The sequence below is a fragment of the Planococcus chinensis genome, assembly GCF_042681545.1.
GTDB classification, from domain to species: Bacteria; Bacillota; Bacilli; order Bacillales_A; family Planococcaceae; genus Planococcus; species Planococcus chinensis.
Map to the genome: position 1 here is coordinate 123,151 of NZ_JBHUFW010000012.1, position 19,313 is coordinate 142,463.

Below are 19,313 nucleotides of genomic sequence, written 5' to 3' on the forward strand. Positions count from 1 at the left end.
GCTGGCGCAATGGATTTTACACTGGATCAGGACATTCAATCTCTCCGGCGCAGCGTCCGGGACTTTATCCAAAACGAAGTGGAGGCAGCGGCGCAGCAAATCGAAGACGACAATGAAATTCCCGAACGCATCGTCAGGCTCTCAAGGGAAATGGGGCTGTTCGGACTGAGCATCCCCGAGGAATATGGCGGACTCGGCATCAATATGGTGGGCAAATGCGCATTATACGAGGAAATCGGCGCAACCCATAATGGCTATACGACGCTGATCGGCGCCCATACCGGCATCGGCACCGTCGGCATTGTGGAAATGGGCGATGAACGGCAAAAGCGCCTGTATCTTCCGGACATGGCATCCGGCGCCCGGATCGGCGCGTTTGCGCTGACCGAGCCGCAAGCAGGTTCGCAAGCGACAAATTTGAAAACGACGGCCGTTAAAAAGGGCGATAAGTATATTCTCAACGGCACCAAGCATTACATCACCAATGCGACTAAGGCGGATGTGTTTACGGTTATGGCTGTCACAGATCCGTCCAAAGGAGCGAAAGGCATTACATCGTTCATCGTGGAGAAAGGGTTTCCGGGTTTTCGGGTCGGCGCGGTCGAAAAGAAAATGGGGCTGCGCGGGTCCCATTCGGCTGAAGTGATTATGGAAGACTGCGAAGTGCCTGTTGGAAATGTCCTTGGGGAAGAAGGGCAAGGCTATGTCAACGCGTTGAAAATCTTGGCGAATGGCAGAGCAGGATTGGCAGCCCGAAATTTGGGCTCTTCCCAAAAACTGCTTGATATGTCTGTGAAATACGCCAAAGAACGCATCCAATTCGACAAGCCGATCATGGAACACCAAGCGGTCGCCCATATGCTGTCGGAAATGGCGGTGGACGTGGAAGTGCTGCGGTCGTTCGTGTACCGGGTGGCTTGGCTGGTCGATGAAGGCCGCCAAGTGATCAAAGAAGCGGCGATGTTGAAGCTGTTCGGCTCAGAAGCTTATAGCCGGGTGGCCGACAAAGCGGTGCAAGTCCACGGCGGCCTCGGCTATATCGCTGATTATCCGATTGAGCGGTTTTACCGCGATGCCCGCATTGCCCGTATCTACGAGGGAACTTCTGAAATTCAGAAGAATATCATTGCCGGCCGGCTGGACAAGGAATATTCATAAGTGAGGAGGGGAAAGCATGGATTTATTTCTTCAGCAAGTTTTTAATGGACTCACTCTTGGAAGCGTTTACACGCTTGTCGCCATTGGATTGACGCTCGTTTTCGGGATTCTACACATCCCGAACTTTGCCCACGGCGCGCTGTACTTGATCGGTGGCTATGTCACCCTCGTTGCCATGCAAAGCATGGGCGTCCATTATTTTGTGGCGATTCTTATTTCCATCATTGTGGTGGCGCTGATCGGGGTGCTAATGGAGCGCCTAGTATTTCATCCGCTCCGGAATTCGCCGCCAATCCATGATAAAATCGCGGCCATCGGGCTTGTGCTGTTTTTCGAAGCGCTCGTGCAGCTCATCTGGGGCACCGAGTACCAGCGGATGATCACGCCTTTCGGCAATAACATTTCCATAGCGGGCGTATCCATGACCAGCCAGCGTGTGCTGGTGATAGCGGTCGCAGTGGTCGTCGTGTTCCTGTTGACGCTGTTCCTGAAAAAGACCATGATTGGCGCTTCAATCCTGGCGATGGCCCAGAACCGCGAAGGCGCATTCCTGGTCGGCATCAACGCTAATGCCGTCGCGATGATGACGTTCGCCATTTCCGGCGCGCTCGCAGCCATCGCAGCCTCCCTTGCTTCTCCGATCAACCTGGTATTTCCGGCAATGGGGCATCTGGTCATTTTGAAAGCGTTCGTCGTCGTCATCATCGGCGGCATGGGAAGCATTCCGGGCGCAATCATCGCCGGCCTTCTCCTTGGGCTGACCGAAAGCATGGGTGCGACGTATATTTCGAACGATTACAAGGACATGATCGCTTTCCTTCTGCTGATCATCATTATGACGGTACGGCCTAAAGGGCTCTTTGCGAAGGGGGTCTATTAAATGGGAAAAATCCTCACCCAGCGTACCGTCATCATTGCCCTTATCATTTTCGCCTTGGTGTTTCCGCTGATCTATGCCGATAACCGCTACGTGCTGCACGTCATGACAATCGGCTTTATTTTTACCATCAGTGTTTATGGAATGAACATCATTGCCGGCTTCACCGGCCAATTGTCGCTTGCCCATGCCGGCTTTTTTGCAATCGGCGCATATACGCTCGGCATTCTGACCACGAAAAATGAAATGAACTTCTGGCTTGCCCTTTTGTTAGCTGTCCTTTTGACTAGTGTGGCCGGACTTGTGCTCGGCTTGATTGCGCTGCGGACAAAAGAGCATTTCTTTGCGATCTATACATTGATCGTCGGCTACTTGATCTATCTGCTAATCGACAAATGGGATGGGCTGACCGGCGGTGTGCGCGGGCTCATCGGAATCCCGATGCCTGACCCGATCGGGCCGCTGGCATTCGAGTCAGCAACCTCGATGTATTACCTGGTGCTGGCATTTTTGCTGCTGTCGATTTTCGTAGCAGTGCGGATCGTCCGCTCCTTGACCGGCAGAACCTATATCGCCATCCGAAACAGCGAAGAGCTTGCGCAGACACTCGGCATCAATACCCGGTTCAACAAACTCGTATCGTTTGTCATATCAGTCGCCTATGCGGGACTGGCGGGAGCTTTATATGCGGCGCTCACACGTTTTATCGGTCCGGACGTCGCCAGCACGAACATGGTCTTCAACTTTCTGATGTACCTGATTGTCGGCGGCATCGGCACATTGTCCGGCCCGATTGTCGGCACCATGCTGTTTGTCTGGCTTGAGCAATTCCTGCGAAGCTACCAGGAATACCATTTGCTGATTTTCGGGCCGATCCTTGTCATCATGGTCATTTTCTTTCCGACCGGAATCGTTGGCGGGTTCTATAAATTCAAAGCGAAACTCCAGCATAAGAAATTGCCGCGGGAGAATAAATACTTCAATCCGGTGCCAGTGAAATCCACGAAAAAATAACGCAGGGGGAATCCAATGTGGCATTTATCGAAGTGAAAGGAATTACCAAGAAATTCGGCGGCCTGACTGCGGTGGATAGTGTGGATTTCGAGATTGAACAAGGCAAGATCACGGCGATCATCGGTCCGAACGGGGCAGGCAAATCAACGTTCTTCAATTTGATCAACGGCTTCCACAAACCGACATCCGGAAGCATCTTCTTTGAAGGGCGGGACATCACCAAGCTGCCGGTCCATCAAGGCGCCCGGCTCGGAATCGCCCGGACTTTCCAGACCACCCACCTGTTCGAGCAATCAACGGTGATCGACAACGTCATTGTCGGCCACCGGCTGCGGACGAAATCGACCTTGTTCGACGCCATTTTCCGGACCAAAAGGGAAAAGGCGGAAGAACAATTGGCATACCGGAAAGCGATGGAAGCGCTCGAGTTTGCGGGCATTGCCCAATTGGCAGAGACGCCGGTATCGACCATCACCCAAGAAGCGAAAAAGCGCGTAGCGATTGCGCTTGCCCTTGCGACAGATCCGAAAGTCATGTTCCTGGACGAACCGGCAGCCGGCATCAATCCGGAAGAAACGGAAGGGTTGGCGCAGTTGATGAAAAAACTGGCAGCCAGCGGGATTACGGTCTGCACGATTGAACACAAAATGCAGATGATCATGGGCATGGCGGATAAGATCATGGTATTGAACCAAGGCGCAAAAATCGCTGAAGGCACACCGGATGAAATCAAGAACAATCCGGTGGTCATCGAAGCGTATCTGGGGGGCGAAGCCATTGCTGAAGCTAACTGACACAACTGTAAAGTTCGGCGCATTCGAGGCCTTATCGAAAATCAATATCGACGTGCAGGAAGGCGAACTGGTCGTGCTCCTCGGGGCGAACGGCGCCGGCAAGAGCACCATCTTCAATACGATCAGCGGCTTGAACAAGCCGGCATCCGGGGAGATCACTTTCCTGGGCAAACGGGTCAACGGCTATTCGCCGGACCGGATGGTCAAAGAAGGAATTGTCCAATGCCCGGAAGGCAAAAAACTGTTTCCCGATATGTCGGTCCAGCAGAACTTGATGATGGGCGGCTTTGTCCACCGGCGCCATAAAGGGCAGTTGAAGGATTCCCTTGAAGAAGTGTATGAGCTGTTTCCGATTCTGAAAGAGAAAAGGGAAAACGCAGCCGGCTCCTTGAGCGGCGGGCAGCAGCAGATGGTGGCGATCGGGCGCGCCTTGATGGCTCGGCCGAAACTGATCATGCTGGATGAGCCGTCCATCGGTTTGGCGCCGCTCATCGTCGAGCAGATGTTTTCAACCATCAAACAAATCAACCAAAGCGGGACGACAGTCCTGCTGGCCGAGCAAAATGCCAACGCCGCCTTGAAAATCGCAGGCCGCGCTTACGTAATCGAAAACGGCTCAGTGGTCCTGCAGGGCAGAAGCGAAGAATTATTCAACAACGATGCAATCCGAAAAGCGTACATCGGTGCTTGATGGAAATTGGCGGGAGGAAGGCTTAAAGGAGGTGAAGACCGCCTTCGCAATTGGTTGAGCATGACATTCATCAAACAAAGGGGAGAGATTTGAATGCATTCATTGAAAAAAAGCGTGTTCGGCAGTTTCTTGTTGTTGTTGATTTTGATACTGGCAGCTTGCGGCGAGGAAGAAGGATCGACGGATGCTGATGCAAGCGGCGGCGGTTCAGGCGGCGGAGAAGTGACGATCGGCTATAGCGGCCCTTTGAGCGGGCCGGCGGCTTCCTATGGGGAAGAAACGTTGAAAGGCTTGGAGATTGCAGTAGAAGATATCAATGAAGAAGGCGGCATTGAAGTGGATGGAAAAAACTACACTTTCAAGCTCGAAACAATCGATGATAAATACTTGCCGAACGAAACGGCTGCGAACGCCAAGCGCCTCGTGCAGGAAGAGGATGCCAAATTCATCTACAGCCCTCATAGCGGCGGAATCTACGCCATGCAAGTGTTCAACGAAATGGAAGACTTCGTCATCATGGGCTATACGAGCGAGCCAGGCGTAACGGAACAGGGCAATACCTTGAATGTCCGCATCCCGCCACGCTACGACCAATACCTCGAACCGTTCACGGAGTACGAAATGGAGCGTTTCGGCAAAAAAATCGCATTCCTTCCGACAGCCAGCCAATACGGCAAAGACTGGGCGGAAATGCTTAAGCCAGTATGGGAAGAAAAAGGCGGCGAAGTGGTCTTCAATGAGTCGATCGACTTCAGCAAAGACACGGACTTCCAGACCATCGTAGCGAACGCATTGGAAGAAAAACCGGATGTGCTCTTTATCGGCGGTCCATCTGAGCCGACGGCACTTGTCGCAAAACAGGCGCGCGACCTTGGGTTTGAAGGCGGCTTCCTGATCATGGACCAGGCGAAATTGGATGAAATGGCGGCTGTCCTTGGCGGCAATTATGACTTGCTTGAAGGCGCGATTTCCACGACGCCATTGGTCAACACAGAATTCCCAGGCACGGCTGCTTATATCGAAAGATACAAAGAAAACAACGACCGCGACCCGAGCGCGGAATCGGCCTTCCATTATGTCTCGTTATATGTCTTAGCGGAAGCGATGAAAGAGGCCGGTTCTGTCGATGATACAAAAGCGATCATGGCAGCAATGGACAAAGGGGCGAAAAACCTGCCTGAAGAGAAGCAAGTGTACGTGATTCCTGAAGTGGCGGAAGATGGCGGCTTCGGATCCATGCTCCGCATGGCGTATATCGAGGATGGCGAACTGCAGATTATGGAGTAAGGGCGCACCAAGCGGAAAGGGAGAGTACATGCTGTACTCTCTTTTGCTTTTAAAACGAGTATTTATACAGATTGAGATGTTATAATAATCGGCAGGATAGAGAGAAAGGCTGTGAACGCATGAAAGCAGAGCTCATTAAAGAAAGCATAAATCTCTTTGTGGAGAAAGGGTACAGTGCCACATCCATCCAGGATATCGTGGATAAACTCGGTGTGACAAAGGGCTCCTTCTATTATCACTTCAAGAGCAAAGAGGCGCTTCTTATGCATATTCATGTGTCGTATATCGATGATTTGCTGAGAAGGCAGAAAATGATTTTGCAAAACGAAGAAGACGCGCGCAGCAAACTTGTCAAAGTGGTGGAATTGTTGATCCACGACATTGAAAGCCAAGGCGCCATCGGACGGGTCTACTACCGGGAAATCCGGCACTTGTCCCCGGAAAATGCGGCAGAGATCCGGAGAAAACGGGCGGAATTCCGGGACAATATCGAAGCGATCATCAAAGAAGGCATGGAGAATAAGGAGTTCCGCCAAGGGCTGGAATCCAAAATGATCACCTTTGCCATCCTAGGCATCACGAACTGGAGCTATCAATGGTTCAATCCCTCAGGCGATCTATCGGTACAGAAGCTTGCGGATATGTATACGGATTTCATCCTTAACGGCATCGATGCTTCAAAAAAATGATTCGCAGTTAAAAAGGGGAGCCCTCCGATAAGCCTGTCGGCTTAACGGAGGGCTCCTTTTTCATGTTCCGGAGATGCCGGTTTCAAGTCCCAGCAGGAACCTTTTCAGTTCCAATCCGCCGCGGTAGCCTGTGATAGCGCCGCTTTTTCCGATGACCCGGTGGCACGGGACAGCGATGAGCACCGGATTCGCCCCGATGGCTGTTCCGACTGCCCGGACAGCCGAAGGGCGGTTGATCAGCGTTGCAATCTCCGAATACGAGACGGTTTTGCCGTAGGGGATCTGGCAGAGTGCCTTCCAGACCTCTTCTTGGAATACGGTCCCTTTGGCATCGACCGGCAAGGTGAGGGAAGTGCGGATGCCGCTGAAATACTCGCCGAGCTCCCGGGTATAGGCGGCAAGCGCTTCTGCATTCTCTTCCAGTTCTGCTTCAGGGAAACGCTTGCGGGTGAAGGCTTCCATCTCTTCGAACGAGGCGCCGGGAGATCCGATATAGCAAAGCCCCTGCGCTGTTTTTGCAATATAAAGCTTCCATTGGCCGTGATGGAGAAGTGTCCATTCAATTTTGCCGGTTGCCATGGCGCTCAGCTCCTTCTGCTGGTTTTTGGGCGGTCCGGAATTGCCCCGGAGTCATCCCTCTTGTTTTTCTGAACAGTGTGATGAAATAAGCCGTATTGCCGAATCCTGCCTGTCGGCCTGCTTCTGCCACGGATAAGGTGTCCGATTTCAGGAGCTCTTCCGCTTTTTCCAGGCGCAGCTTTTGTACGTATTCGGACGGGGAAACATTTTTGAACCGCTTGAACAACCGCTGCAGATGATACGGGCTGCCGTGGGAAATTTCAGCCAGCCGCTGGAGTGTAGCGGGTTCTGTGAAATGGCGATCGAGCCATTCGGCAATCTGTTCGACCCACTCGGCAGCCGGCAGGTTCAGGCCATCCGGTTTGCATCGCTTGCAGGGCCTGTAGCCTGCTCCAAGCGCTGCGTAAGCATTTTTAAAGATGCAGACATTTTCTTTTTTGGGCATTCTTGATCTGCAGGAAGGCCGGCAGAAAATGCCGGTGGATTGGACGCCGTAAAAGAATTCATGGTCAAATGCTGTATCATTTGTGCAGATGGCATTCCAATAATCAGCCGGGATAGTAACCTTTTGCAGCACCGTCATACGCCATCACCCCTTTCCCTCAATTATATACCTTTTTGCTTGCCAACTTAAGGTTTAGGGGATGAAAACGCAAGATAACAAAACCGCTTAAAAATTAAACCTGCATTTCCTGTTTTATTGGTTTTGATTCGGGAATAGGACATATAACACCAACGAGGAGGGATTACATGGCCAGAGACAAAAACAAAGATGAGTTGAAGGACAATGTGCTCGAACATGAATTCAGAGAACAAGCCCAGGAATCGATGGAAGAAGTACGGTTTTCAAATGACAAGAAGCAAAACGACGATGAAGCAAAAGAAGGCAACAAGTAAGCCCTGACACAAAACAATCCCGCATGCCGGATTCCGGCGTGCGGGTTTTTGCATCAAGTGCTTTTTCTTTTCAACTCCAATGCCCGTGATAAAATGTACATAATGAAAAAGCGGAAAGGGGGATTTGCATGTTTGAAACGTTGCCGGAATTGATGCAGGCGAAAGGCTACCAAGATAAACGAGCCATACCGTGGAATAAGGTCTGCGAAGAAGAACAGCTTTCGCCGGGCTTCCTTCGCGACAATCGCACATTGGTCAACTGGCACCTTGTTTCTGCGCATCAGGAGCTGCCCGAAGCGTTCATTCGGGAATGGAGCGGAAAGCTTTACTGGGAGCCGGTGATTGTCCGGCAAAAAGTTTCCGAAAGATTTATCGAAGAATATGCTGACAAAGATAATTGGCGAGAGGAAACGGAAGGGTTGAGCAAACGCCAGCTCAAGACGCTGGAAAAGGAAGGGCGCCCGTTTGATGAAGGGGTTTACTGGACGCTGGTTTCCCAAAAGCAGGAACTGGCCAATGGGCAGGGATTGTCGCCTGCATTCATGGAGCGGCATCAAAAAGAACTTCGGTGGGATCTGCTATCGCATTACCAAAAGCTGCCCATGTCGTTGATCGCCAGGCACGCCAATAAGGTGGATTGGAACACCGTTACACGGCGGCAGGTCTTGTCCGAGCGGTTCATCGAAAAATACCGCAACCGGGTCGAGTGGGAAACGATTTCATTCCACCAGGAACTTTCCGAGCGCTTTATCAACCGCTACCATACAAAGATGAGCTTCATCTCAGCGGAACGGAAACGGTCGGAAGCGTTCCTCTACACTCATTTGGAGAAAATGGATGCGGCATCCGTGATAGAGCACCAGACCATCTGGAACGTGAAACAATACAAACCGTTCGATGTCTATGTAATCCGGAAGAACAACCGCAAGAAGTACATCTTAAAATTCCATGAGCAGCCCTATCCCGAAGCGCCCGAAGTCCATGTGGCAGGCGAAGAGGAATTGTTTGAATTCCTCGAAGAAAACGGACTGGAAGCGGCCATTGAAGAGGACTTCCCGGAATTGATATCAGACGAAGAATTCGGTTTTTGAAGCGGAAGGCCGAGTGAGGAGAAAGACTGCCCCCGATTGCCGGAGGGCAGCCTTTTTAATATTTCCATGCGATTTTGGCAAAAAGCAGTTATACTGAAAAGAAAAGTGGAAAGTTGGGACAATGAATGACGTTTACGGATTTGTCGATTGCTGCTGGTGCCAAAATGCTGCCGATCAAGGAGATTGCTGAACGGGCAGGTATCCCGGAAGAAGCGCTTGAGCTTTACGGGAATTTCAAAGCGAAAATCAATGTCAACGACTTGCCGCCTGCAGCGGATTTCGGAAAGGTGGTTCTGGTTACTGCCATCAGCCCGACACCGGCAGGAGAAGGGAAGTCTACTGTAACGGTAGGGCTTGCCGATGCTTTCAATCAACTAGGCGAGTCGGTCGTTGTGGCGCTGCGGGAGCCATCGCTCGGGCCTGTTATGGGAATGAAAGGCGGAGCGACGGGCGGAGGATTTGCCCAAGTGCTGCCGATGGAAGACATCAACCTGCATTTCACCGGGGATATCCATGCCATCACATCCGCCAATAATGCCCTCGCGGCCTTTATTGACAATCACCTTCATCAAGGCAACCGGCTGCATATCGATCCGCGCCGCATTACGTGGAAGCGGGCGCTCGACATCAACGACCGTGCACTCCGCCATGTGACGATCGGACTCGGTGGACCGGCGCAAGGCGTGCCGCGGGAGGACGGATTCGATATTACGGTGGCTTCGGAAATCATGGCGGTCCTGTGCTTGGCGACTTCTTTGGAAGACCTGAAAGAGCGCTTGGCACAGATGGTCATCGGCTACACTTATGACCGCGAACCGGTGACCGTGCGCGACCTGGAAGTGGAAGGGGCGCTTGCGCTGCTTTTGAAAGAAGCGTTCAAGCCGAACCTGGTCCAAACTATCGAAGGCACGCCGGCGTTGATCCACGGCGGCCCGTTTGCGAATATCGCACACGGCTGCAATTCATTGGCCGCGACGAACACTGCTCGCCAACTGGCGGATATCGTCGTGACGGAAGCAGGTTTCGGCGCTGACCTGGGGGCGGAGAAATTCATGCACATCAAGTCCCGCAAAGGCGGATTCAATCCGGATGCGGTAGTGATCGTGGCAACCGTGCGCGCATTGAAGATGCACGGCGGCATCGCAAAAGACGCATTGGCGGAAACGGATCCGGATGCAGTGCGGCGCGGCATGGTGAATTTGGCGAAGCATGTCGACACCATCCGGCAGTTCGGCATTGAACCCGTCGTTGCGCTGAACCGTTTTGTTACGGACTCCGAGGGAGAATTGGCGGAAATCATGGCGTGGGCGAAAGCGGAAGGCGTCGCTATTGCCTTGACCAATGTCTGGGAGCAGGGCGGAAAAGGCGGCCTGGAGCTCGCGGAATTGGTGAAGCAGGAACTGGAGCGCCCGACAAATTTTGCGTTTCTTTACAATGAAACGGATTCGGTAGAAGAAAAGCTGCGGGTGATTGTCCAGAAGGTCTATGGCGGAGTAGATGTCCAGCTTTCCGATAAAGCGCAGAAGCAATTGTTGGAGATCAAGAAATGTGGGTGGGATGAACTGCCGATCTGTATGGCAAAGACCCAGTATTCATTATCCGATCAGCCGAAACTGCTGGGACGTCCGCAAGGATTCACCATTTCCATCCGGGAAATCATTCCGAAGCTCGGCGCAGGATTTCTCGTATGCCTGACAGGCGACATCATGACGATGCCCGGCTTGCCGAAGCAGCCGGCGGCGCTTAAAATGGACGTTGGCCCGAACGGCGAAGCTGTCGGATTGTTTTAACAGGAGGGCCTATGGAACATCAAGTTACCCTTATCGACTATGCCGAGCGCGGTACAGCCCTTTATATCCAGGCGGAAGTCTTCGATGCCGGCCAAGGGGAGCGGTTCAGGGAGGAAGTCCGCTTTCTGGGCGATTTGTTGTACGGCGATCTGGTTCATCCGGATAAATCGCCGTTGACCGAAAGCTGCCGGCTTTATGTAATTTCATATTTGAAAACCCACTTCAATCGCTGAAGTGGGTTTTTTTTATCCTTCCAAAGCTTGGGCGGATGCATCCAGAAAAGCGGCAATATCTTCTTCGGCCGTGTCGAATGAAGCGACGAGACGGATTTCATTCAAGGATTCGTTCCACACTGCAAAAGCATAGGCTTGCTGCAGCTTCTCGATCTGTGGCCGCGGCATCGAAGCGAAAACAGCGTTCGATTCCACCGGCTGGGTAAGTGCCACGCCAGGCAATTTCGCCAGGCCGTCCGCAAGCAGCCGAGCCATGGCATTCGCTTGGCGGGCATTTTCGAGCCACAGATCGTCTGTCAGCAAACGTTCGAATTGCGCCGACAAAAAGCGCATTTTGGAACCAAGCTGCATCCCTTGTTTACGGATATACGCAAGTTCTGTGGCCAGTTCCTCACGGAAACAGACGACGGCTTCGCCTGCCATCAAGCCGTTTTTCGTGCCGCCGAATGCCAGCATATCGATTCCGGCATCGGCCGTCATCTCTTTCAGGCTGCAGCCGAGATGGGCAGCGGCGTTGCTGATCCGGGCGCCGTCCATATGTACATACAAGCCGTTGGCATGGGCAAAGGATGTCAACGCTTTGATTTCTTCAATCGTGTAGACGGTCCCGATTTCGGTGCACTGGGAAATGGACACGGCTTTCGGCTGGCTGCGCTGCTGATTCCCGATATTCGGCAATTGCCTTTCGATATCGGCAATGGTCAGCTTGCCGTCCTTGGTGGGGGAAATTAGCAATTTCCCGCCGATAAACCCTTCCGCTGCGCCGCCTTCATCCGAATGGATATGGGCGCCGTCCGTACAGATGATGGCTTGGTGGGAGCGGACCATTGCCTTCAGGCCGATGACGTTGGCGCCGGTGCCATTAAAGACCAACTGGACGCTGCAGTTCTCCCCAAAGTGCTCCTTGAATCTCCCTATGGCCGCATCGGTGAATGAATCGCTGCCGTATGCCGGGGCATGTCCTGAGTTGGCCGCAGCAATCGCTTCCATGATAGCGGGATGGATACCCGAATTATTATCGCTTGCAAACATTTTCATCGTCATTACAATCGCCTCCTGAAACCAGTTTAGAATAGAATCCGCTTGCGGAACAGCTTTTGTGCAGAAGCATGCGCTGTTTTCTATTGGAGGGGTCGGGGATATGGCGGACTGAAAAAAGCGATTGCAAAGAATTTTGGTTTTATTGAGGGGAATAGCAGAAAAAACAGATATATTTCCGCTCTTGCTGTTAAAATATGTATAGTTGGAAAATTGAAAATCTTAGGAGACGATGAAATGGGGAATTACGGAAATCGTGTTCAATTTGAAGTGTACCAAACCATGCCTAACCCGGCGGCTGACCGGCTGCCGGTAGTATTTGAAGAGTGGGAAGCCCGGGCGCGTGAAGTGTTGGAAGATGGGCCTTATTATTATGTGGCTGGAGGTGCGGGAGGCGAACGGACCATTGCGTCAAACTTGCAGGCATTCGGCCGCTGGAAACTTGTGCCGCGGATGCTGAGGAATGTCGAAGAGCGGGATTTGAGCATTGAGCTCTTTGGCGTGAAACAAGAATTCCCGCTGCTTCTTGCGCCAGTCGGCGTCCAGTCTATCATTCATGAAGACGGAGAAATCGCGACGGCAAAAGCATGTGCCGCCATTGGAGTTCCTTTTATCACAAGCTCTGCTTCGTCTGTGCCGATGGAGCAGATTGCTGCAGCCATGGGGGAAGCGCCGAGATGGTTCCAGTTATACTGGAGCAAAGATGAAGAGATTACCGCAAGTTTCTTGAAAAGGGCAGAGGCATCCGGGCATTCCGCGATTGTCGTGACGCTCGATACGCCGATGATGGCATGGCGCGAATATGATTTGAAGAATGTCTATCTGCCGTTCCTTATCGGTGAAGGCGTCGGCAATTATTTAAGCGATCCGGCCTTTTGTGCAAAGTTGGAAAAGTCGCCGCAGGAAGATCCGCAAGCTGCCATCATGTATTGGACCCAAATCTTCGGCAATGCCGGGCTGACGTGGGAAAATCTTGCGTTTCTCCGGGCACACACGGAGCTTCCGATTCTCCTGAAAGGGATCTTGCATCCAGAAGATGCCCGGTTGGCGATTGAGCATGGCGTGGACGGCATCATCGTCTCGAACCACGGCGGGCGGCAAGTAGATGGTTCGATCAGTGCTTTGGAGGCATTGCCGCTTGTATGCGAAGCGGTAGATGGCCGGATTCCAGTGCTGATGGACAGCGGCATCCGCCGTGGATCCGATGTCATCAAAGCGATGGCGCTCGGGGCGCAAGCCGTATTGATCGGCAGACCGGCAATGTATGGGTTGGCGGTTGCTGGCGAACAGGGCGTGAAAGAAGTGCTGCGCAATATGATTGCCGACCTCGACATCACCTTGGCTTTGACGGGAGAAAAATCGGTACAAGATTTAGAGCGATCCCTCTTATTTGAGGCTGGAGAAAAGTAAGAATAGCGGAAACGCAGGTTCTTTGAGGGTTTATTCAATGAAAGGACGTGGGTCGATGAAATTTCAATCGGAAAGAAAAGACCGGAGCTCGCTCGGATTGACAATCTACCAAAATGGATTTGGACTGGTAAAAGAAACACGGCGCATCGTTTCGCCCCAAGCCACCGATGAAATCCATTTTCTTGATGTTGCCCGCACCATCGAAGCGGACTCTGCGACAGTAAGCGGCATCCAGGTGCTCGAACAGAATTATGATTTTGATTTTGCCGATCATCAGCAGCTGTTCTCCAAGTATATCGGGCAAGTGGTGGCAGTCCGAGATCCGGAACTGGATGAAGAGCGGCAGATGCGTTTGTTGAATGCTACGGGTGGTATTGCCATGGAATGCCTCGATACGGGCCGCATCTTCGTCGACCCGTCAGGCGATTTGATTTTGCCTCCGTTGCCTGAAGAGTTATACAAGCAGCCGACATTAAGCTGGAAAATCACACCGGCCGAACTGGACCAGGATGTGCATGTGGCTTACCTTGCCCAAGGGCTGGAATGGAAAGCGGTATATGTAGTGGAGGTCCGTGATGGAAAGATGGCCCTCACAGGGTGGGCGAAAATCAGCAACCGCACCGGCACGGACTTTTCCGGGGCCAAGCTCAAGCTGGTCGCGGGGGAAGCCAATCGGCCGTCTTCGCCTCTTTTTCCCATGGCGGAATTTTCAGCGCAGAACAATATGAAAAGGGACGCACAATTTGAAGAACATGCATTTTCGGATTATCATGTGTACCGGCTTGGCGAACCCGCCACTTTGCAGAACGGCCAATCAAAGCAGATCCGCTTTTTGTCGGCTGAAGGGATATCAGCCAAAAAAACATATGAAGTGGAACGGACCAGCAGACAGGCTGCTGTCAAAGTGCATTTCGCCAATACCGCGGAAAACGGGCTGGGCATGCCGCTTCCTAAAGGCCTCGTCAAAATCTTCGGGCATGACACAGACGGGGAATGGGAGTTCTTTGGAGAAGATACTGTACGCGAGACATCGGTGGATGAACAATGTTCCCTTGTCATCGGCAAAGCTTTCGACATCCAGTCGGACAGCCGCGAAATGCTGCGGGAACAGCAGGAAGGCTTTGAATACGTCACTTATGTCTACGAACTCGCAAACCGGAAAAGCGAAAACATACGCATTGACATCGTTCATCGGTTCCACGAACCCAATTGGAAGATGCAGTCATCTACGCACGATTACGAAGTGAAGGATGCCGAGTCTATCGAATTCAAGGTGCGCCTCGGGGCTGGGAAAGAAGTGGCTGTGGAATTTACGTACCAGGTGGACCGGCGAAGAGGGGCGATTTACTGAACTTTTTCCAAACGCCTTTTGGAAAAGCGGGCATCGGAGCGGCGATGCCTGTTTTTTGAGTGCAGTGGAAAGATCAGGGCTGCTGCAGATTTTCTTGTTGCTTCCAGAAATTTTTTGGTAAACTGGAAAGAGCAGGGAATCTGCAGTTTCCATGAAAAGGAGAAGATACATATGTTCAAGAAAATGGCTTCAGAAGCTCTGGGTTTATCGGATATCGGAAAAATCATCGACCCGAAAGACTACGACAAAACAGATGCAGACGATTACGTGATGCATGAAGACCAGGAAAAAATCTTTTTTCTGATCAAGACAAAAGCGGATGAGTACTGCTTCACCAACCTGGCGCTTATCCATGTAGACGGGGAAAGTGCGATGTCTTCAAAACGGACGCTCAAACGTTATCCTTATTCGCAGCATTCCATTTCAGACGTCATCATGGAAACTGCCGGAAAAATCGACTTGGATGTTGAAATCGGATTTAAAATAGGCCAGCTGCCGTTTAAGATCGATGTGCAAAAAGACCAGATTGAGAAGCTCAAAGACCTGTATAAATCGCTTTTGCGTATTGCTGAACTCACTTATGAAAACCAGATCTTGATCACGATGGCTGACGAGAGCTTGAACAAAGCCGTGACCGTGCTGCAGAATTCCCGTCCGAACGATGTGGCGTTGGCCGACCAGTATTCCCAGCTGACAGATTTCGGATTTACTTGGATGACTTCTGTCCGCAATCAATACCATGTGAAAGATTTCGGGGATGTTTTCGAGAAGTACATCAATAATTGACCGTTGCCAAGCCTTCCTCCGTTAAGGAGAGAAGGCTTTTTTAATCCGGTTTCGATGTTTCTCCGAAGCTGCGCGTATTTTTTTGATGCAGGTTTGAGAAAAAAGGATTACAATAAGACGTGCTTGTATGGCCGGAGAAAGAAGTCTGTTTCACTGCGATTCGTATAAGTAATTATGGTGGGAATGTATCAGGAGGGAAAACCATGTTGAAAGATGTGTTTATCGGGTTGTCTAAAAACCAATTTTTAACCAGTGCGGCTAAGAAATACGGCCTTAAATTAGGGGCGCAAACGGTCGTAGCGGGAACAAATATCGAAGAAACGATCAAAAGCATCCGGGAATTGAATGCGCATGGCATCAGCTGCACAGTCGACAACTTGGGTGAGTTCGTTTTTGAAAAAGAAGAAGCTTTGAAAGCGAAAGAAAGCATTTTGGAAGTGATTGAAAGCATCCATGAAAACGGAGTAGATGCCCATATTTCCTTGAAGCCAACGCAAATCGGCTTGGACATCGACTATGATTTCTGCTACGAGAACCTCCGCGAAATCGTTGATGCAGCAAGCAAATACAATATGCATATCAACATTGATATGGAAGATTACGCACACGTCCAGCCTTCATATGATTTGATGGAAACACTCCTCAAGGAATATGACAATGTTGGAACGGTCATCCAGGCGTATTTCTACCGTGCAATGGACGATATTCAAGAACATAAAGACCTCCGCCTGCGCATTGTCAAAGGCGCATATAAAGAGCCGGCAGAATACGCTTACCAGACAATGGACGAGATCGATGCGAACTTCATCAAGCTGATCGAGTACCATTTGCTGAACGGGAAATTCACATCGATTGCGACACATGATCACAACATCATCAACCATGTGATCGAATTCGTAAAAGAGAACAACATCCCGCGTGAGAAGTTCGAGTTCCAGATGCTTTACGGCTTCCGTAAAGACATGCAATTGGACTTGGCGGGCCAAGGTTATAACTTCTGTACTTACGTGCCATTCGGCGATGATTGGTACGGCTATTTCATGCGCCGCCTTGCTGAGCGCCCGCAGAACTTGAACCTTGTGGCTAAACAAGTCTTCAACAAACGGACAAATACTGCAATCGGCATTTTTGCCGGAGCATTCCTGCTTGGCCGCGTTACTAAAAAAAGCAAAAAGCGTAAATAAGTAAAAGGATGGCCCCACCGGGCCATCCTTTTTTCAGGCTGTCGAGAAACCTTCTTTAGATAAGTTAATAAAAAAATGAACTTTTCACCTCGCTTCGGCCGCTTTGGGCATGGCTTTCGCCATGAGCCGAGAAGGACACTCGTCTCATAGCTTCGCACAGCCCGTGGACGCGCCGGCGCTGGTTTCGCTCTTTAAAAACTTGTCACTTTATCCGTTTTAGTAGAGCTATCTGAGATATGAAGCAAAACAGCGGAGACGCCTGCGACGAGCGCATAGCGCGCAGGAGCACAGGGGTTTTACGAAGCTGTTTTGCGGAATATCGATTAAGAGGCAAGTATTTTATATCTTTCTCAATAAGCTAGAAAAAGGATGTCCCAAAGCGGGTCATCCTTTTTTATTCGGCGAGTTTGCGCTTGCCGAAGATAAAGTAGTAGTAGAGGGCTGATATCAAATAAAGGACCGAAGTGATGGTAAATGCGTATGCATAGCCCCAGTAGGAGCCGAAAGCGATGACGAGCCCGGCGGCGGCCGGCCCCATGGTCGCCCAGCCGATGTTGAAGACCATCTGGTTCGCGGAGTTGGCGAGCCCTTTGTATTTATCATGGACGACTTCCATCGCGATGGCGCTTTGGATCGGATTGCCGGCATTCATCAGCGCCTGCCGCAGCAAAAAGCCGAGGGAGGCGAGCATGAGCGATGTCGTATAGGCGGTCAGTACCAGGAACGGAATCGACAGGAGCTGGAATAGCAGCATGGCCTTCACTTTGCCGACCTTGGCGACCAAGAGCGGCCCGATCAGGGTAGCGACTACCGTCATGGCGGATCCGAGGGCCAGAATGAGCCCGATATAGGTGTTCGAAGCATCAAAGCGGTTGGCGAAGTAAAGATTGAGGTAAGGCACAACAAGCCCCGAACCCAGTCCGATCAGCAAGCTGGCGAAGGAAAAATGGAAAATGACAATCAAATTTTTCTTCAGGCCGACGTCGGTGGCATCAATCTCAATCCGCGTGTTCACTTTTTCCTCGGCAGCGGGCGGCCGGCTGTCGAGCCGGATCAGCGGAAGCAATGCCAGAGTAAACAGCAATGCGCCGAACAACAGCGACCAGCGGATAGCCAGGGCCGCCTCCATCGCCAACAAAAGCTGAAAAGCATCGGAGATAAGGCCGCCGAACAAGCTGCCGGCGACATTGGCGAGCGTCATCAGGGCGAAATAGACGCTGAACATATGGACGCGCTCTGATGCTTTGGAATGTTCGGCAAGAAACGGGATGCCCGACACCTGGACAAATGCCATGAACAAGCCGGTCAGGAAAGCAGCTGCCACAAGCGGCGTTTCGGCAACGGCAAAGCTCCGGTAAAAAAGAGTAGCGGCACCCAAAGACGCGCCGATGATAATAATCCATTTTCGGCCGAAGCGGTCGCTTAGGAAGCCGGCAGGAATCAGCATGAGAGCGGAAGCGGTGGCGGTCATGGAAATGACTTTGCCGTTTACCGTCTCCGGCATGCCGAGTTCTTTTATGTAGAGGTTGTACATGACCATGAAAACGCCCAGGCCAATCTGGATCAGCACATTGGCCAGCATGAACAACTTGATATTGCGGTTAAAAGACATGATTTTCATTTTCATGTCTGCGGCCCAAACCATCATGGCACTTCACTCTTTTCGTCTGCAAGATATTTCGTCTCTCTAAATATAGTGGGTTTCAGCTTGAAAAGCAATGTCCAAACAGAGCCGGCAAATGCTAAACTGAATGTATACATTGCATAGAGGGGGAGAGGTATGTACGAAACGGTTTTATCGCCCAGGGTGTCCGAAACGGACGGCGTCGGACACATCAATAACACGACGCTGCCGGTATGGTTTGAAGCGGCCCGCAATCCGTTGTTTGCGCTGTTTACACCCGACCATGATTTCGCCAAATGGAAAATGGTCATCGTCAAAACAACACTCGAGTTCATCAGCCAGATCTATTTCGGACAAGATGTGGAAATCAAGGTCTGGATCAAAAAGATCGGCAATAGCAGCCTCGAACTTTACGAGGAACTTCATCAAAACGGCAACTTATGCGCCAGGAATATTGCCGTCTATGTCAATTACGACTTGCAGGCCCAAAAATCGGAGAAGATCCCAGAAGAAATCCGGGATGAATTGAAGAAGCATTTATACAGCGCAGACGAAGGGACAACCTGATTCTCCAATGAAAACGCCTTCAGTTATCGGAATTCTCTTTTATTTTTTTGCGGGTTGAATTGCTCCTTTGAAATGCTATAATTAGACCAATTCTATACAATCTACTCATATAATCGCGGGGATATGGCCTGCAAGTTTCTACCGGTTTGCCGAAAACAAACTGACTATGAGAAGCAATGAAATGATGGGGAAGTGCCTGTTGGCACGTTTCTTTGTCGTTCTCTTTCGAATTTCGGCTCGAAAGGCTTGCTCC

Annotated in this window: 20 protein-coding genes, 1 pseudogene and 1 riboswitch; of the genes and pseudogenes, 17 read left to right on the plus strand and 4 right to left on the minus strand. The window is 51.2% G+C overall.

Features of this window, described 5'->3' with window-relative positions; genetic code table 11:
- Positions 1–9 precede the first annotated feature (9 nt).
- From ACFSDB_RS16080 to ACFSDB_RS16115, 8 genes and pseudogenes are all read left to right on the plus strand, one after another.
- Positions 10–1,158, plus strand: coding sequence for an acyl-CoA dehydrogenase family protein (locus ACFSDB_RS16080; RefSeq protein ID WP_204892802.1), 1,149 nt, complete (start codon positions 10–12; stop codon positions 1,156–1,158).
- A 16-nt stretch (positions 1,159–1,174) separates the two neighbouring features.
- Positions 1,175–2,038, plus strand: coding sequence for a branched-chain amino acid ABC transporter permease (locus ACFSDB_RS16085; RefSeq protein ID WP_204892801.1), 864 nt, complete (start codon positions 1,175–1,177; stop codon positions 2,036–2,038).
- Positions 2,039–3,049, plus strand: a complete 1,011-nt coding sequence (locus ACFSDB_RS16090; RefSeq protein WP_204892800.1) for a branched-chain amino acid ABC transporter permease — start codon at positions 2,039–2,041, stop codon at positions 3,047–3,049.
- 17 nt (positions 3,050–3,066) lie between these two features.
- Positions 3,067–3,843, plus strand: coding sequence for an ABC transporter ATP-binding protein (locus tag ACFSDB_RS16095; protein ID WP_204892799.1), 777 nt, complete (start codon positions 3,067–3,069; stop codon positions 3,841–3,843).
- On the plus strand, positions 3,827–4,534 hold the full coding sequence (locus ACFSDB_RS16100) for an ABC transporter ATP-binding protein (RefSeq protein ID WP_204892798.1): 708 nt from the start codon (positions 3,827–3,829) through the stop codon (positions 4,532–4,534). The genes ACFSDB_RS16095 and ACFSDB_RS16100 overlap by 17 nt, the downstream gene beginning before the upstream one ends.
- A 93-nt stretch (positions 4,535–4,627) precedes the next feature.
- The gene (locus ACFSDB_RS16105; RefSeq protein WP_204892797.1) at positions 4,628–5,821 is read left to right on the plus strand and encodes an ABC transporter substrate-binding protein; all 1,194 of its coding nucleotides are present in this window, start codon (positions 4,628–4,630) and stop codon (positions 5,819–5,821) included.
- Between the two features lie 119 nt (positions 5,822–5,940).
- Positions 5,941–6,072 (plus strand): annotated as a pseudogene (locus tag ACFSDB_RS16110) (TetR/AcrR family transcriptional regulator); the annotation flags it as partial.
- Positions 6,073–6,084: 12 nt separating this feature from the next.
- A complete protein-coding gene (locus ACFSDB_RS16115; RefSeq protein ID WP_377340662.1) occupies positions 6,085–6,510 on the plus strand; it encodes a TetR/AcrR family transcriptional regulator C-terminal domain-containing protein in 426 nt (141 codons plus the stop codon).
- A gap of 60 nt (positions 6,511–6,570) precedes the next feature.
- On the opposite strand, the gene ACFSDB_RS16120 is transcribed toward ACFSDB_RS16115, so the two are convergent.
- Both ACFSDB_RS16120 and ACFSDB_RS16125 read right to left on the minus strand, forming a co-directional pair.
- Positions 6,571–7,089 (minus strand): methylated-DNA--[protein]-cysteine S-methyltransferase, encoded by a 519-nt coding sequence (locus ACFSDB_RS16120; protein WP_204892795.1) that lies wholly within the window; start codon positions 7,087–7,089, stop codon positions 6,571–6,573.
- A complete protein-coding gene (locus ACFSDB_RS16125) occupies positions 7,070–7,672 on the minus strand; it encodes a bifunctional transcriptional activator/DNA repair enzyme AdaA (RefSeq protein ID WP_204892794.1) in 603 nt (200 codons plus the stop codon). The genes ACFSDB_RS16120 and ACFSDB_RS16125 overlap by 20 nt, the downstream gene beginning before the upstream one ends.
- A 167-nt stretch (positions 7,673–7,839) precedes the next feature.
- Here ACFSDB_RS16125 and ACFSDB_RS16130 point away from each other — a divergent pair, with 167 nt between their 5' ends.
- The 4 genes from ACFSDB_RS16130 to ACFSDB_RS16145 all read left to right on the plus strand — a co-directional run bounded on the left by ACFSDB_RS16130 (position 7,840) and on the right by ACFSDB_RS16145 (position 11,100).
- A complete protein-coding gene (locus tag ACFSDB_RS16130) occupies positions 7,840–7,986 on the plus strand; it encodes a hypothetical protein (protein ID WP_204892793.1) in 147 nt (48 codons plus the stop codon).
- A 128-nt stretch (positions 7,987–8,114) separates the two neighbouring features.
- A complete protein-coding gene (locus tag ACFSDB_RS16135; protein WP_204892792.1) occupies positions 8,115–9,077 on the plus strand; it encodes a hypothetical protein in 963 nt (320 codons plus the stop codon).
- A gap of 125 nt (positions 9,078–9,202) precedes the next feature.
- Entirely contained in the window at positions 9,203–10,867 is a 1,665-nt protein-coding gene (locus ACFSDB_RS16140) for a formate--tetrahydrofolate ligase (protein WP_204892791.1), read from the plus strand.
- A gap of 11 nt (positions 10,868–10,878) precedes the next feature.
- Positions 10,879–11,100 carry a hypothetical protein gene (locus ACFSDB_RS16145; protein WP_204892790.1) on the plus strand — a complete coding sequence of 74 codons (222 nt, stop codon included), beginning with the start codon at positions 10,879–10,881 and terminating at the stop codon, positions 11,098–11,100.
- A gap of 12 nt (positions 11,101–11,112) precedes the next feature.
- On the opposite strand, the gene ACFSDB_RS16150 is transcribed toward ACFSDB_RS16145, so the two are convergent.
- A complete protein-coding gene (locus tag ACFSDB_RS16150) occupies positions 11,113–12,144 on the minus strand; it encodes a threonine aldolase family protein (RefSeq protein WP_204892789.1) in 1,032 nt (343 codons plus the stop codon).
- 231 nt (positions 12,145–12,375) lie between these two features.
- Here ACFSDB_RS16150 and ACFSDB_RS16155 point away from each other — a divergent pair, with 231 nt between their 5' ends.
- The 4 genes from ACFSDB_RS16155 (at position 12,376) to ACFSDB_RS16170 (ending at position 16,869) form a co-directional block, all read left to right on the plus strand.
- Complete coding sequence (locus ACFSDB_RS16155) at positions 12,376–13,548, plus strand: lactate 2-monooxygenase (RefSeq protein ID WP_204892788.1); 1,173 nt, start codon at positions 12,376–12,378, stop codon at positions 13,546–13,548.
- A gap of 55 nt (positions 13,549–13,603) precedes the next feature.
- Positions 13,604–14,899 carry a DUF4139 domain-containing protein gene (locus ACFSDB_RS16160; RefSeq protein ID WP_204892787.1) on the plus strand — a complete coding sequence of 432 codons (1,296 nt, stop codon included), beginning with the start codon at positions 13,604–13,606 and terminating at the stop codon, positions 14,897–14,899.
- A gap of 171 nt (positions 14,900–15,070) precedes the next feature.
- Positions 15,071–15,685, plus strand: a complete 615-nt coding sequence (locus ACFSDB_RS16165; protein ID WP_204892786.1) for a PH domain-containing protein — start codon at positions 15,071–15,073, stop codon at positions 15,683–15,685.
- 203 nt (positions 15,686–15,888) lie between these two features.
- Positions 15,889–16,869, plus strand: coding sequence for a proline dehydrogenase family protein (locus tag ACFSDB_RS16170; RefSeq protein ID WP_204892785.1), 981 nt, complete (start codon positions 15,889–15,891; stop codon positions 16,867–16,869).
- A gap of 394 nt (positions 16,870–17,263) precedes the next feature.
- Here the strand turns inward: ACFSDB_RS16170 and ACFSDB_RS16175 are convergent, their stop codons facing one another.
- The gene (locus ACFSDB_RS16175; protein WP_204892784.1) at positions 17,264–18,517 is read right to left on the minus strand and encodes an MFS transporter; all 1,254 of its coding nucleotides are present in this window, start codon (positions 18,515–18,517) and stop codon (positions 17,264–17,266) included.
- Between the two features lie 132 nt (positions 18,518–18,649).
- Between ACFSDB_RS16175 and ACFSDB_RS16180 the strand changes: the two genes are divergently transcribed.
- A complete protein-coding gene (locus tag ACFSDB_RS16180) occupies positions 18,650–19,060 on the plus strand; it encodes an acyl-CoA thioesterase (RefSeq protein ID WP_204892783.1) in 411 nt (136 codons plus the stop codon).
- A gap of 85 nt (positions 19,061–19,145) precedes the next feature.
- Positions 19,146–19,247: riboswitch (purine riboswitch) on the plus strand.
- Positions 19,248–19,313 lie beyond the last annotated feature (66 nt).

What these genes read in the sequence shown, in the direction of transcription:
- ACFSDB_RS16080 (WP_204892802.1), top strand. Translation starts at nt 10, where the DNA reads ATGGATTTTACACTGGATCAGGACATTCAATCTCTCCGGCGCAGCGTC.
- ACFSDB_RS16085 (WP_204892801.1), top strand. Translation starts at nt 1,175, where the DNA reads ATGGATTTATTTCTTCAGCAAGTTTTTAATGGACTCACTCTTGGAAGC.
- ACFSDB_RS16090 (WP_204892800.1), top strand. Translation starts at nt 2,039, where the DNA reads ATGGGAAAAATCCTCACCCAGCGTACCGTCATCATTGCCCTTATCATT.
- ACFSDB_RS16105 (WP_204892797.1), top strand. Translation starts at nt 4,628, where the DNA reads ATGCATTCATTGAAAAAAAGCGTGTTCGGCAGTTTCTTGTTGTTGTTG.
- ACFSDB_RS16115 (WP_377340662.1), top strand. Translation starts at nt 6,085, where the DNA reads ATGCATATTCATGTGTCGTATATCGATGATTTGCTGAGAAGGCAGAAA.
- ACFSDB_RS16120 (WP_204892795.1), bottom strand. Translation starts at nt 7,089, where the DNA reads ATGGCAACCGGCAAAATTGAATGGACACTTCTCCATCACGGCCAATGG.
- ACFSDB_RS16125 (WP_204892794.1), bottom strand. Translation starts at nt 7,672, where the DNA reads ATGACGGTGCTGCAAAAGGTTACTATCCCGGCTGATTATTGGAATGCC.
- ACFSDB_RS16130 (WP_204892793.1), top strand. Translation starts at nt 7,840, where the DNA reads ATGGCCAGAGACAAAAACAAAGATGAGTTGAAGGACAATGTGCTCGAA.
- ACFSDB_RS16135 (WP_204892792.1), top strand. Translation starts at nt 8,115, where the DNA reads ATGTTTGAAACGTTGCCGGAATTGATGCAGGCGAAAGGCTACCAAGAT.
- ACFSDB_RS16140 (WP_204892791.1), top strand. Translation starts at nt 9,203, where the DNA reads ATGACGTTTACGGATTTGTCGATTGCTGCTGGTGCCAAAATGCTGCCG.
- ACFSDB_RS16145 (WP_204892790.1), top strand. Translation starts at nt 10,879, where the DNA reads ATGGAACATCAAGTTACCCTTATCGACTATGCCGAGCGCGGTACAGCC.
- ACFSDB_RS16150 (WP_204892789.1), bottom strand. Translation starts at nt 12,144, where the DNA reads ATGACGATGAAAATGTTTGCAAGCGATAATAATTCGGGTATCCATCCC.
- ACFSDB_RS16155 (WP_204892788.1), top strand. Translation starts at nt 12,376, where the DNA reads ATGGGGAATTACGGAAATCGTGTTCAATTTGAAGTGTACCAAACCATG.
- ACFSDB_RS16160 (WP_204892787.1), top strand. Translation starts at nt 13,604, where the DNA reads ATGAAATTTCAATCGGAAAGAAAAGACCGGAGCTCGCTCGGATTGACA.
- ACFSDB_RS16165 (WP_204892786.1), top strand. Translation starts at nt 15,071, where the DNA reads ATGTTCAAGAAAATGGCTTCAGAAGCTCTGGGTTTATCGGATATCGGA.
- ACFSDB_RS16170 (WP_204892785.1), top strand. Translation starts at nt 15,889, where the DNA reads ATGTTGAAAGATGTGTTTATCGGGTTGTCTAAAAACCAATTTTTAACC.
- ACFSDB_RS16175 (WP_204892784.1), bottom strand. Translation starts at nt 18,517, where the DNA reads ATGATGGTTTGGGCCGCAGACATGAAAATGAAAATCATGTCTTTTAAC.
- ACFSDB_RS16180 (WP_204892783.1), top strand. Translation starts at nt 18,650, where the DNA reads ATGTACGAAACGGTTTTATCGCCCAGGGTGTCCGAAACGGACGGCGTC.